At 46.4% G+C, this 12021-nt stretch carries 15 protein-coding genes and 1 pseudogene; 10 read left to right on the top strand and 6 right to left on the bottom strand.

The window, feature by feature from the left end; all coding sequences use genetic code 11:
• Nucleotides 1-438: 438 nt before the first annotated feature.
• A complete protein-coding gene (locus tag QUB64_RS07960; protein WP_333269199.1) occupies nt 439-1890 on the bottom strand; it encodes a GTP-binding protein in 1452 nt (483 codons plus the stop codon).
• A 431-nt stretch (nt 1891-2321) separates the two neighbouring features.
• Here QUB64_RS07960 and QUB64_RS07955 point away from each other — a divergent pair, with 431 nt between their 5' ends.
• The 4 genes from QUB64_RS07955 to QUB64_RS07940 all read left to right on the top strand — a co-directional run bounded on the left by QUB64_RS07955 (nt 2322) and on the right by QUB64_RS07940 (nt 4135).
• Nucleotides 2322-3149 carry a CPBP family intramembrane glutamic endopeptidase gene (locus QUB64_RS07955; RefSeq protein ID WP_333269198.1) on the top strand — a complete coding sequence of 276 codons (828 nt, stop codon included), beginning with the start codon at nt 2322-2324 and terminating at the stop codon, nt 3147-3149.
• Nucleotides 3150-3235: 86 nt separating this feature from the next.
• Nucleotides 3236-3454, top strand: coding sequence for a DUF433 domain-containing protein (locus QUB64_RS07950; protein WP_333269197.1), 219 nt, complete (start codon nt 3236-3238; stop codon nt 3452-3454).
• A gap of 1 nt (nt 3455) precedes the next feature.
• A complete protein-coding gene (locus QUB64_RS07945) occupies nt 3456-3776 on the top strand; it encodes a DUF5615 family PIN-like protein (protein ID WP_333269196.1) in 321 nt (106 codons plus the stop codon).
• Between the two features lie 32 nt (nt 3777-3808).
• Nucleotides 3809-4135 (top strand): nucleotidyltransferase domain-containing protein, encoded by a 327-nt coding sequence (locus QUB64_RS07940; RefSeq protein WP_333269195.1) that lies wholly within the window; start codon nt 3809-3811, stop codon nt 4133-4135.
• 65 nt (nt 4136-4200) lie between these two features.
• Here the strand turns inward: QUB64_RS07940 and QUB64_RS07935 are convergent.
• Nucleotides 4201-4674 (bottom strand): annotated as a pseudogene (locus QUB64_RS07935) (formylglycine-generating enzyme family protein); the annotation flags it as partial.
• Between the two features lie 184 nt (nt 4675-4858).
• Here QUB64_RS07935 and QUB64_RS07930 point away from each other — a divergent pair.
• Nucleotides 4859-5170: an S-layer protein gene (locus QUB64_RS07930; protein WP_333269194.1), complete on the top strand. Its 312-nt coding sequence runs from the start codon at nt 4859-4861 to the stop codon at nt 5168-5170.
• A 645-nt stretch (nt 5171-5815) separates the two neighbouring features.
• Here QUB64_RS07930 and QUB64_RS07925 read toward each other — a convergent pair.
• The 4 genes from QUB64_RS07925 to psbH all read right to left on the bottom strand — a co-directional run bounded on the left by QUB64_RS07925 (nt 5816) and on the right by psbH (nt 7347).
• Entirely contained in the window at nt 5816-6082 is a 267-nt protein-coding gene (locus QUB64_RS07925) for a DUF3146 family protein (RefSeq protein WP_333269193.1), read from the bottom strand.
• Nucleotides 6079-6741, bottom strand: a complete 663-nt coding sequence (pth, locus tag QUB64_RS07920) for an aminoacyl-tRNA hydrolase (RefSeq protein ID WP_333269192.1) — start codon at nt 6739-6741, stop codon at nt 6079-6081. The genes QUB64_RS07925 and pth overlap by 4 nt, the downstream gene beginning before the upstream one ends.
• Complete coding sequence (locus QUB64_RS07915; protein WP_333269191.1) at nt 6742-6993, bottom strand: TatA/E family twin arginine-targeting protein translocase; 252 nt, start codon at nt 6991-6993, stop codon at nt 6742-6744.
• A 150-nt stretch (nt 6994-7143) separates the two neighbouring features.
• Nucleotides 7144-7347, bottom strand: a complete 204-nt coding sequence (gene psbH / locus QUB64_RS07910) for a photosystem II reaction center phosphoprotein PsbH (RefSeq protein ID WP_333269190.1) — start codon at nt 7345-7347, stop codon at nt 7144-7146.
• A 241-nt stretch (nt 7348-7588) separates the two neighbouring features.
• Here psbH and psbN point away from each other — a divergent pair, with 241 nt between their 5' ends.
• The 5 genes from psbN to QUB64_RS07885 all read left to right on the top strand — a co-directional run bounded on the left by psbN (nt 7589) and on the right by QUB64_RS07885 (nt 11870).
• Nucleotides 7589-7720 (top strand): photosystem II reaction center protein PsbN, encoded by a 132-nt coding sequence (gene psbN, locus QUB64_RS07905; protein WP_193971847.1) that lies wholly within the window; start codon nt 7589-7591, stop codon nt 7718-7720.
• A 304-nt stretch (nt 7721-8024) separates the two neighbouring features.
• On the top strand, nt 8025-9125 hold the full coding sequence (gene aroC / locus QUB64_RS07900; protein ID WP_333269189.1) for a chorismate synthase: 1101 nt from the start codon (nt 8025-8027) through the stop codon (nt 9123-9125).
• 1 nt (nt 9126) lies between these two features.
• Nucleotides 9127-10038: an MBL fold metallo-hydrolase gene (locus tag QUB64_RS07895; protein ID WP_333269188.1), complete on the top strand. Its 912-nt coding sequence runs from the start codon at nt 9127-9129 to the stop codon at nt 10036-10038.
• A 217-nt stretch (nt 10039-10255) separates the two neighbouring features.
• Entirely contained in the window at nt 10256-10513 is a 258-nt protein-coding gene (locus QUB64_RS07890) for a hypothetical protein (RefSeq protein WP_333269187.1), read from the top strand.
• Between the two features lie 433 nt (nt 10514-10946).
• Nucleotides 10947-11870 carry a hypothetical protein gene (locus QUB64_RS07885; protein WP_333269186.1) on the top strand — a complete coding sequence of 308 codons (924 nt, stop codon included), beginning with the start codon at nt 10947-10949 and terminating at the stop codon, nt 11868-11870.
• Nucleotides 11871-12021 lie beyond the last annotated feature (151 nt).

Raw genomic sequence — 12021 nt, 5'->3', positions numbered from 1 at the left:
AGGACTTCAGTCCTTCTTCCTCAAGACTAAACTCCTCACTAAAAAGGTTCGTAGTGAGGACTTCAGTCCTTCTTCCTCAAGACTAAACTCCTCACTAAAAAGGTTCGTAGTGAGGACTTCAGTCCTTCTTCCTGATGACTAAATTCCTCACTAATAAAGGTTAGTAGTGAGGACTTCAGTCCTTCTTCCTGATGATTAAATTCCTCACTAATAAAGGTTAGTAGTGAGGACTTCAGTCCTTCTTCCTGATGATTAAATTCCTCACTACGAGCCAAATTTTGTGAGGTGTTTAGTCCTGGATGGATGCGGACTAAAGTCCTCACTACGAACCAAATTTGGGATGGATGCGGACTAAAGTCCTCACTACGAACTAAATTTGGGATGGATGCGGACTAAAGTCCTCACTACGAACCAAATTTGATGTTGCTCCCAAAAACATCAACGAGATTGCTGTTTTTCCACACTCCCCAAATCCAACTTAGCCCGCAACTCATCCTTAATTCGATTTAAAATAGAATCCTCATCCAAAGAAGCCAAAATCTTGCTGACAACAGCCTTCGGCCCATCATCACCCCAAGAAGCACCATTAGCCAAATAAGCCTTAGTAACTTGACCGATTCCGTAGCAAGAAACCCCAGCAATTGCAGCTTGAGTCACAGCCACAGAAACATAAGGCCCCAAAGCCAAACCACCTGTCGCCGGCGTCGCCAAACCCAACAATCCTTTCAAAGAACTTAAGCCCAAATTCGCCAACAATTCCCCCGCAGTAATTCCCCCCATACTAATCGCAATCTTTTGCAGCAATTCCACCGCCCCCGCTTCGGTCATCGGAATGCCGTAAACTTTAGATAGAGTTAATATCATCACCACATCAATTACCGCCCCGCTGAGAATATCAACTACTGTAATTGGATTTAGGGCGATCGCCACAGCTTTAGTCATTACCCCATTCCAGATAATCCGGTTAGCAGCAGCATCTCGAATTTCCATTTTTCGCTGCACCAACTGCTCGTTAATATCACCAGCACAAAGCATCGTATTCAGCGCCACCAAAGATTTACCTTCCCGGTCTAAAATCTCCAAAATTTTTAATTTTAAATCATCAACTTGTGGTAAACTCCGAGTCATTTTTACCCCCATACTTCCATCGGGACGGCGCACCGCCTGCGCTGTCAAAGGCGAAGCCGCCGCCATCACAATTTCATCTGGAGATAGCAATTCTCTCACGCGATCGTCCCGGATTTTATGATAAATTGCCAGTCTGTCTGCATCGGGATACTGGTCAATTTTATTAAACACTAATAACATCGGTTTTCCAGCTTCTCGCAATTGCGAAAGTGCTTGATATTCCACCTTCGTAATGTCGCCAGCCACGACAAACAAAATCAAATCTGCTTGTTGCGCGACGCGACGGGCTAAAAGTTCGCGAGTTTCACCGTCAACTTCATCGATTCCCGGAGTATCGATTAATTCTACTTGCGACAAACGGTAAATAACCGGCGAAAGTCGATCGGGTAAATCATCATCAACACCATCTCCGACATCCCACTGGCCAATAGTTGTGGTGCGAGTCACCCCGTGAGTCGGCCCCGTTTCAAACACATTTTGACCCAAAAGCGCGTTCAAAACCGAAGACTTTCCCCTTCCCACCATCCCAAACACAGCGATTTGCACGCAAGCGCGCTCTAGCTTGTCGAGCATGGTTTCCAAGCCGCCAATTTCCGGCTCCAGTCCAGTTCGCTCTTGTGGTGTCAAATCGAGATGTTCTACTATATCTCGCAGAGCATCTTTAGCGCGGCGCAGGTTGAGTTCTGCTTGAATGTCTGCGAAACTTAATATTGTGTCGTCTAATTCGCGATCGACATTTGAGAAATCTGATACTTCAGTCATTGTTACCTGATGTTATAGCTTTGCTTTACTTAAAGTTTTAACCGATATGATGCTATTCTAGCTTTTTCTGCGGGCTTTGTACATTGGGGACGGATAATGCTTGCGACTGTCAAATTAAACCTGACAACCTTTGTCTCTCTCGTTTATAGCCGAGGCCAGATCCCCCTAAATCCCCCTTAAAAAGGGGGACGAAAGAGAAGATTCTTGTCCCCCCTTCTTAAGTTCGTTAATAGCCGATCCTCGATCCCCCTAAATTCCCTGGATAGTCGGGGACTTTGAGTGTTTCCGGTTCCCCCCTGGTTGTAGGGGGGCTAGGGGGGATCTGGCCTCGGCGGTAAATAGCAGTCTCTGAATACATTTGACCTTAAGTTAACACCAATGAGCATTGTTATCTCAACAAATTTTAGGTAAAATCCATTTAATTTACAACCATGATTAACCGCCAAAAAATAGCCAGTTATCCATTTTTATTACGTATAATAATTTTTCTATTAATCTTGGCAGCAATTTGGCTACCAATCGCCGCACCAATTTATCTCTTCGTTAAAGATAGCAACCTCGCAACTATTCTGACAATGGGATTGTTGTTTGCCGAATTTCTATTGCTACTTCCACGCTGGGGAAAACAGGTTTACGGACAAACTCAATTGCTCAAAAGTTACGGTTTAATAAATACGCGACAAAACGGTTATGAGCTTTTGATTGGATTGACGATCGGCATTTCGATCACTTTCACCCTATTTTTAGCGCAAGGGCTGCTCGGTTTTGTCGCATGGCAAAATTCTCATAATTTGCCTCGAATCATTGCAGAAGGGCTATTAAGCGCCTTTGCAGTCGGTTTTTTCGAGGAGTTGATATTCCGGGGTTGGTTGTTCGACGAGTTGCAGCGGGATTACAGTTATCCAATGTCTGTGCGGGCGAACAGTCTGGTGTTTGCCCTATCTCATTTTATCAAACCTGTGGAGGGAATGTTGCGGACTTGGCCTCAGTTTCCGGGCTTGTTGTTGTTGGGTTTGATCCTGGTTTTGGCAAAGCGCAGCCGTCAAAATCGATTGGGTTTGTCGATCGGGCTTCATGCAGGTTTAGTCTGGGGATACTATATAATTAACGTCGGGGAGTTAGTCCGATATTCTGGCTCTGTTCCCGATTGGGTGACGGGAATTAACGGCAATCCGTTGGCTGGGGCGATCGGGCTATTGTTTTTGAGCGTGTTGGCTGTGGGAATGCGGCAGATGTCGGAACAGTCCAAAGGTTTGTAATATATTCATCAGGTGCGTCGCTATGAGATTGTTGGTATTTAGTTAGGAATTTTTCATGGATCCGCACCCTACAACTAATTAGGCTTATGTCTCAGAATTTTCAGATAATTAGCGCTTCTGGTGAAATCATGGGCGGAACTCCTGTTTTTATTGGCACTAGGGTTCCTGTTCAAACACTTTTTGACTATTTAGAAGCCGGAGAGTCAATTGATGATTTTTTAGAGGGATTTCCCACTGTCACTAGGGAGCAAGTAATTGCTTTGTTGGAAGTTCTTAGAAAACAATTGATCGCGATGGTGGCGTAGAATGAGGCTGATCTTGGATGAGTGTATCGATCGCAGATTGGCAAAAGAGTTTGTGGGCTATGAGGTAAAAACCGTTCCACAGATGGGATGGGCAGGAATTAAAAATGGTCAACTTTTGGCTCTAGTAGAAGCAGAGTTTGATGTTTTTATTACAGTCGATCGCAATTTGTCATTTCAGCAAAATCTGCCACAGTTTAACATTGCTGTGGTTGTTTTGCAAGCATCGTCTAACCGCTTGGCAGATTTGAAGCCAGTGGTGCCGAATATTTTGGCGATTTTAGCTAACGTAGTTAAAGGTCAAGCTACAGTTGTTAGTGCGTAAGGCCGATCGCCATTCCAGCATCCATCACAAATATGAACGTCAACGATCGGCTCAAAACTATTTTAACCCAATTGCGAGATCAATTCGAGATCCTGTACGGCGATCGGCTCGCGCAAATGGTACTCTACGGTTCCCAAGCGCGGGGCGACGCACAGCCAGACTCAGATATTGATGTCTTGGTGGTTCTCAAAGGAAAAGTCAATCCCGGTGAAGAAATCAAAAGAACCAGCTATATTCGGGCAGACTTGTCTCTACAGAATGATGAAGTGATTAGCTGTTTATTTATGGACGAGAATCGGTTCATGCACTACAACGGGCCTTTGTTGAGGAACATTCGTAAAGAGGGAATAGCTTTATGAAACCCGAACCATTAAACTTCGTCTATCGCTATCAAAAATTAGTTCTGACTTTAAAGAGTCCTCGCCTACGCACGGGCCACCCGAAAACCGAAATAGTAGTTGCGGGAACCCGGCCAAAGCCAAGCACGAAGCGCGGCGCGGCAATTACTAGCACTGCCGCTCCACGTACCACCACGCAGCAGCCGGGATTTACTATCTCCAGCACTTTCCCAAGCACTACCATCAGTCGGCGCACCATTATAATTATCGTGCCGAACATCTTGACACCATTCCCAGACATTCCCGTGCATATCATAAAGTCCAAAGGCATTACTAAGCCGAAAACTGCCCACAGGAGTTGTTTTTTCACGATTGATTCCCTTCGGATCCCAAGCGTAGGGATAATTCCCGTTATAATTAACTAAATCGGGGGTAACTGTGTCTCCAAAATAAAAAGGTGTCGTCGTTCCTGCACGACAAGCATATTCCCATTCGGCCTCACTAGGCAGTCTATAATTGTGTTTAGTGAGTTGAGATAACCGGGCACAGAATTCTATAGAAGATGTTTGACAACGCAGTGGGGATGTCCGAGTAAGTCTAAATCTTTAGCGAGGTAAGTGTCACCAAAACTGCCTCCGGACAAGTATTTGATAATTTCATAACGATTGCGGAGAATAGGACTCGGCATAGTTTTCAGAGAATGCAGTGGAAGTTAGGATATATTGTCGCACAAAAACTAATAAGATGCTTAAACTCAGAATGGTTTCCACAATTATACTGCTAGTTAGTGCTTTTTGTTCATCTCCCGCACGATCGCAAATTCCTGCACAACCAAAGCAAAATAACTCTTTAGTTCAAGTCCAGCCAACCCGCGAACAAATCCTCAATGCTTGCGTGCAGAATCGCGCCGAAACTCTGCCCAATCCTTTTAGCGATGTGCCATCAAATCACTGGGCTTACAAAGCAGTTTTGACGATGTATTATTGCGGCGCTTACCGAGAAGCAACTGCGCCTGCTTTAATTCAAGAATTGCTGAAATTACCACAAACAAATTGATTGTCCGGTATTTCATCTGCGTTAATCCGCGTTCATCTGCGGTTAAAAAAACAAAAACCGCAGATGTCAGGCAGATGCAACCGACGATGCAACGCAGATGCATTTCAAGATTATTTGGGAATGAGTAGCCGTAGGGTGCGTCGCCATCTAAAATACCTGAATAAAAACCGACAATCTCACAGATCCGCACCTGATACAATAGTTAATCAAACAAACGCAATATTTGTCCGAGTAAGAGTTATCATAAATTATCTCAGGTGCTACAATTAGTTAGCCGTAGGGTGCGTCGCCATCTAAAATACTTGAATAAAAACCGACAATCTCACAGCTCCGCACCTGACACAATAGTTAATCAAACAAACCCAATATTTGTCCGAGTAAGAGTTATCATAAATTATCTCAGGTGCGTCGCTATCAGATTGTTGATATGCAAGTTGGGATTTATCGCAGGCGACGCACCCTACAATTAGTTAGTTCGTATATCTAAGGTGCGTCGCTATCAGATTGTTGATATGCAAGTTGGGATTTATCGCAGGCGACGCACCCTACAATTAATTAGTTCGTAGCATCGAGGCCAAAGAAACCGGGTTTTTGATAGTTTTAGGGTGTAGTAACGAAGTATTATCTAAAAAACCAGGTTTCTGACTAAAATTGAGCTCTAACTGTAAACGAATAATCGCCCCCCGGTTCAAGCTGATAATCCCATTTTTCCAGAAAACGGTGCAGCGGTTCCTGAATTAATGCTCTACCCTGAGAAGGCTGAAGAATTAGTGTTTTTTCCTCCCGAAAACGCCATTGAAACTGCCACAGAAAACTACCGGCACTTACTTCACCCTCAATCGTGCCTTTTAGCCAAGACTGGCCTGTAACTCGTACATATGCAGTTGTTTCAGGCAAACGTCTCGAACTCACCCTTTTGTTTCCGCGTTTGTTTCTACAATGGTACGATTGTTGTAAAGACTCATGGCTTTTTCTACTCCTTGGTGTAGGCTTAGCTCGATCGCCTCTACAACCAATTTCAGCATCTTCTCTACTAACTGACTTTCCTCTGACGAAAATTTTCCTAACACGAAGGAAATCGTGTCTTTATCATTTTTAGCAGGATCGCTTTGAGGTTTGCCGATGCCAATCCGCAATCTGGGAAATTTATCGGTGCCCAAATGAGAGATTGTCGATTTCATCCCGTTGTGCCCGCCCGCTGAACCGGCTAGCCGCATTCTCATTTTCCCGATCGGCAAATCCATATCGTCGTATACTACTAATACCGACTCCGCTGGTATTTTGTACCAATCCGCCACCGCCCGAATCGATTGGCCGGACAGATTCATGTACGTCAGCGGTTTCAGCAACCGGATTTTCTGTCCCCGCGGCCGGTTTCCCTCGCCGAATATGCCTTGAAATTTGCGGTTTTCCGACAGCGAAATCTGCCAAGCTTTCGCCAAAGCATCCACTGCATTAAAGCCGATATTGTGTCGCGTGCGATCGTACTTTGGTTCAGGATTCCCCAAACCCACAATTAGCTGGGGAATCACTAACTCCGCTGGAGTTTCCGACTTCTGAGTGTTATTCATCTAACTGTTTGTGCTATCTTCCTTAGCAGCCGCCAGTTTTTCTGGTTCCGGCTTTTTCTTAGCCACTGCTTCTTCTAACTGCTTCGCTTCCCGCGTAAACTCCGACTCAAAATCCCGCGAAGCATCCTGAAAACCCCGCAATGCTTTCCCGAAACTCCGACCAATTTCTGGCAACTTTTTCGGGCCAAATACCAATAGGGCGATCGTAAAAATTACTGCCATTTCCGGCAAACCAATGCCAAAAATATTCATTTTGTTTCTCCTGCAATTTGTTTAATTAGTTAGCATTTAATTACGAGGTACTAACGGGAAAGGGCAAGGGAAAATGGGAAAACTTAGCTTTTACCATTTCTCCTCTACCCTCAGCTTTTACTGTTAGTCTTAAATTTCGGTGCTCAAAATTTAGCGGCCGAGGCTCGACCAATCGACATCCACATTCTCTAGAATCAGAGAAGAGTTGTAGATTTGCAAAATAATCAACAAGAACACGAAAAACAGTCCGATGAATGCGCTCATCAATAGGGTGGTTCCCCAACCGGGGGCTACCTTGCCGTATTCTGAGTTAAGGGGTTTGAGTCTGTCTCCCAACCAAGTCCGTTGTGCCATAAGTCACTTACCAATGAATCTCTACAGAAAAGTTTGACATATTTCCACCCCTAATTGCGATCGCAATTTCTTTAGATCCCCCAGTCCCCCACTCCCCAGTCCCTCACTCTCCCAGTTTCCCGTTCTCCCCAACCCACCGCGAGGCTGCCATACCCTACCGCGCCTAAAATTACTAGACTTTGAGACGAATTGTTATTTTTTGTAATATTATAGAGGGAATCACTCATAATCGCTCTTCAATATGGAACCAGCAGCAGTTCTCGGCATTTCTCTCGGTATGTGTCTGGTGGCAATCACCGGTTTCTCGATCTACACGGCTTTCGGCCCTCCGGCTAAGGAATTGAGAGACCCTTTTGAAGAACACGAAGATTAGAGATGAAGGAAGTTCGGCAACGGATTCTGTAACGGATGTAACGGATGGAAGGCTGTTCGGCAACGGATTCTGTAACGGATGTAACGGATGGAATAGGGAAGAAGGGAAATTTTGAGAGTTTTCCTCTTCTTCCAATTCTCTGCCTCGTGGATCTTCTTTTACCACGACGCGATCGAACTCCTGTGCTGCGATCGACCTGAAACCCCCAGTCAATGCTATATTCTTCAAAATACGCTAAATCTATTATTTAAGAAATCTATCTTCCAGTTAAAGTAAAAATTATCAAGTTTCAAGCAAAAGCATCATGGGCAACACATTTGGGCATCTATTTCGGATATCGACATTTGGGGAATCTCACGGCGGGGGTGTGGGAGTAGTAATTGATGGTTGTCCGCCGCTGGTGTCGATCGACGCGTCGGAAATTCAAGCGGAACTCGATCGCCGTCGCCCCGGACAAAGCAAAATTACTACGCCCCGCAAAGAAGCAGATACCTGCGAAATTCTGTCGGGGGTGTTTGAAGGCAAAACTCTCGGAACGCCGATCGCCATTTTAGTTCGCAATCAAGACACTCGCCCCCAAGATTATGGCGAAATGGCCACAACTTACCGCCCTTCCCACGCAGATGCTACCTACGATGCTAAGTACGGGATTCGCAACTGGCAAGGCGGAGGTCGCTCGTCGGCGAGAGAAACAATTGGTAGAGTAGCAGCAGGGGCGATCGCCAAAAAAATTCTCTTCCAAGCAGCAGGCGTCGAAATAGTCGGCTACGTCAAACGCATCAAAGACTTAGAATGCGTCGCCGACCCGGACACTGTTACCTTAGAACAAGTAGAAAGCAACATCGTCCGCTGTCCCGATGCCGAATGCGCCACCAAAATGATTGAATTGATCGAGAAAGTGCGCGATAGCGGAGATTCGATCGGCGGTGTAGTCGAATGCGTCGCCCGCAACGTACCCAAAGGCCTGGGAATGCCCGTATTTGACAAACTAGAAGCCGATTTGGCTAAAGCGATCATGTCATTGCCGGCCAGCAAAGGCTTTGAAATTGGTTCGGGCTTTGCCGGGACTCTACTGAAGGGCAGCGAACATAATGATGAATACTATACTGATGAACAAGGAGAAATTCGTACAGTAACGAATCGCTCCGGCGGAATTCAGGGCGGCATTGCTAACGGTGAAAATATCATTCTGCGGGCGGCCTTCAAGCCAACTGCGACAATTCGCCAGCAGCAGCGTACAGTTACCCGAGATGGTGAAGCAACGCTGCTAGCGGCCAAAGGACGGCACGACCCTTGCGTTTTGCCAAGAGCTGTGCCAATGGTGGAAGCAATGGTAGCTTTAGTGTTGTGCGACCATTTGCTGCGCCATCACGGACAATGTGGAACCTTAAAGTCTGAATTTTAAAATGGAAATCAGCTTGTCCTCTGTAGTGGCAAATCCCGTTGATTGCCCTCAACCCTCCGAAGCAATGAAAAGTATAGATGATTTTGTAGTACAGTTCTGGGGCGTGCGGGGCAGTGTTCCGACACCCGGATCGGAAACTGTTCGCTACGGGGGAAATACTTCTTGTTTGGAAATGCGAGTCGGTGGAAAACGCTTGATTTTTGACGGCGGAACTGGCTTGCGGATGCTGGGAGACCAGTTGCTGCAAGAAATGCCCGTGCAAGCTTATATGTTTTTTACTCACTATCACTGGGATCACATTCAAGGGTTCCCGCTGTTCGCCCCAGCTTTCATCCGCGGCAATAGCTTTGATATTTACGGGGCGATTCCGCCGGATGGAGATTGTCTCAAAAGGCACTTCGTCGAACGGGTGTTACACTCGAATTCGCCGGTACCGCTGATGGGTTTGCCGGCAGATTTGAATTTTCACGAGATCGATCACAACCAGACGATGATGCTGGATGATATTGAGATTAGGACGGGTTCTCTGAATCACCCGAATACTGCTATGGGATATCGGGTGACTTGGCAGGGACGTTCTGTTGTTTATTGTTCGGATACCGAACATTTTCCAGATCGACTCGATGAGAATGTTTACAATTTGGCCCTCGATGCTGACGTACTGATCTACGATGCGATGTACACAGACGAGGAATATCACAACCCCAAGTCTCCGAAGGTGGGTTGGGGACACTCGACTTGGCAGGAAGCCGTGAGAATGGCTAAGGAGGCTCGGGTGAAGCGGGTGGTGATTTTTCACCACGATCCGGCTCATACTGACGATTTTCTCGATCGCATCGCCGAAGATGTGCAAATCGCTTTCCCCAAGGCTGTTATGGCCCGCGAGGGTCTTATTTTGCCGATCGGCTTCTGAACATTGGCCCGTGCGATCGATCGTACCTTTGTCAAACCATCATTTGATGTGGAGCAGGCCGCGAGACTTGCTCCACAACTTTTTTTATTTGTAGCAAACACTCTTAGTGCATGGTATAATTCTTGGCTAGTAACTTTTTAGGAAGAATATTTAAGGTTTTTTTCATTGTTTGACAGGCTCAGATTTGAGAAGATCGAACACGCATTAGCAGTTTGTTATGAGTAGCGAAAGTTGCTCGGATCGAGTCTGTAGGGGCGATCGCTTGGCTTTCTGTAAGTGTGATGGGTTTAAATATGCCGACGCGAAGAAGTATCGAGTTTGGCAACGTCTCAGACTTTCGCGAAGTGCCGCGACAGAACCAACGTCGCCGCTAAACCAAAGTAAAAATTTACTGGCGACTTGCTCTGATTTGCGATCGAGTAACAACGCATCTGCCCGATCGCGAACGCAAGATGCCCAGCAAGACGTAAAATAACTGGAGGATTGCCACAGGCTTCAAGGTCAAGGTTGTGAGTGTCAACAAACACGGCGAAGCTCGTGAGAGCGGACTCTCGCCATGGGCCGCAGGTGGCAGCAAACTTCCTGAATCCCGATCGCCGAGTAAATTTTTGAGTAATTCCTAAAGATAAAAGCTGAGGTTATAGTTACGAGAAAACACAAGTACGATGCTTTTTTCCGAACATGAATATTGGCAACTCTGAAAAGCCGGTCTGAGAGCTTTTCGCTACAATCTGAGAGATTTTTCAGCAGTCAATTTCACTCAAAAGAAAGAGATCGTCGCTCTTTGGTTTGGGACTAGCTGCAAGCAAAGTGAAAGTTATGACTTGACTATCAAAATGGGAAATTTACGTTTTAGATCTTCAGCAAATCAATACAGATGGATTGCCTTAGGCAGTTTTGCTGTAATTATGGGTATTTCAGGGGCCCTTGCCTACCGCCTAGCTCCGCCGCCCGGATTCATGGCTCAAGGCACTCTCACTTCTAATAATCCGCCCGTCAAATTTTCGAGCACGGGCACGACAATTCTCAAGCAGGGAGAGCAACTGACTCCAGATGTTCTGCTGGCAGATAATGTTGTCAAAGCAGTGGCAGATGCAGTTAAGCTGTCGCCGCAGCAAGTGCGACAAAATGCTAGCGTCCAGATTTCTAAGCCGGAACAACCGCTAGAGATTGCTGTTGGGTATCGCTCGCTCGATCGGCAGCAAGCCATCCAAACAGCGGATATGTTGATGAAGGGCATGGTTGAAAAAAGCCGCCTGATTAACAGATATCGGTGGCAATCAGTCAATCAATCGCTCAACCAACGCTTGGCACAAGTCACTCAAGACCTGAAACAAGCTCAGCAAAAACTCGACCAATACGAAAGAGAGCGCGCTCGCCTGTTGCAGCAAATGAAGCTTCAGCAAGACGTTTACAACAAAACTCAGCTTGCAATGGCGGATACGCAAGCCTCGGAAAAAGAAATGGTGAGCAGTTTTGCCCCCGCAGAGGCGCCGCAAATTGTGGCGACGCCCACGAGCGATCCGACTGTGCCTCTGATTTTGGGAGTTGGCCTGCTGTTGGCGATTTTGGTCAGCCGCGGTTTGATTCCTTCGGTGGCGGATTGGAGGTACAAAGCAGCTTTTCAGCGAGAAGAGAGCGAAAGGCTCCAAAGTGCTTTGTACCGACTGATCAAAGAAGGCAGCGGCGAAATCACTCTGGTGCGGTTTGCGATGGAGACGCGGCTGTCGCCGGATGTCGCCCAGCGTTTTTTGAACCAACAAGCTGAAGTCTTTAATGCCAATTGCGAAATTAAAGACGACGGCAGTATCTTGTATCACTTCCACATTTAAAGGGCTGCGGGCGATCGCCCTTTCCTCTCTTTACCTTAGCCGATCGGGCATCACAGCTCGATCGGCTTGCCTTTGTTGGGGCGAGCAGATGTTGCAGGAAGAAGGCTTCAGACATACCTCACTCGGGAGCGAGCAAAGCTCTATATGAAAA

Origin of the sequence: Microcoleus sp. Aus8_D2, from assembly GCF_036702665.1 — a bacterium.
Classification (GTDB): domain Bacteria; phylum Cyanobacteriota; class Cyanobacteriia; order Cyanobacteriales; family Microcoleaceae; genus Microcoleus.
Note: the sequence above shows the minus strand (reverse complement) of the source record. Positions and strands in the feature narration are given on the sequence as shown.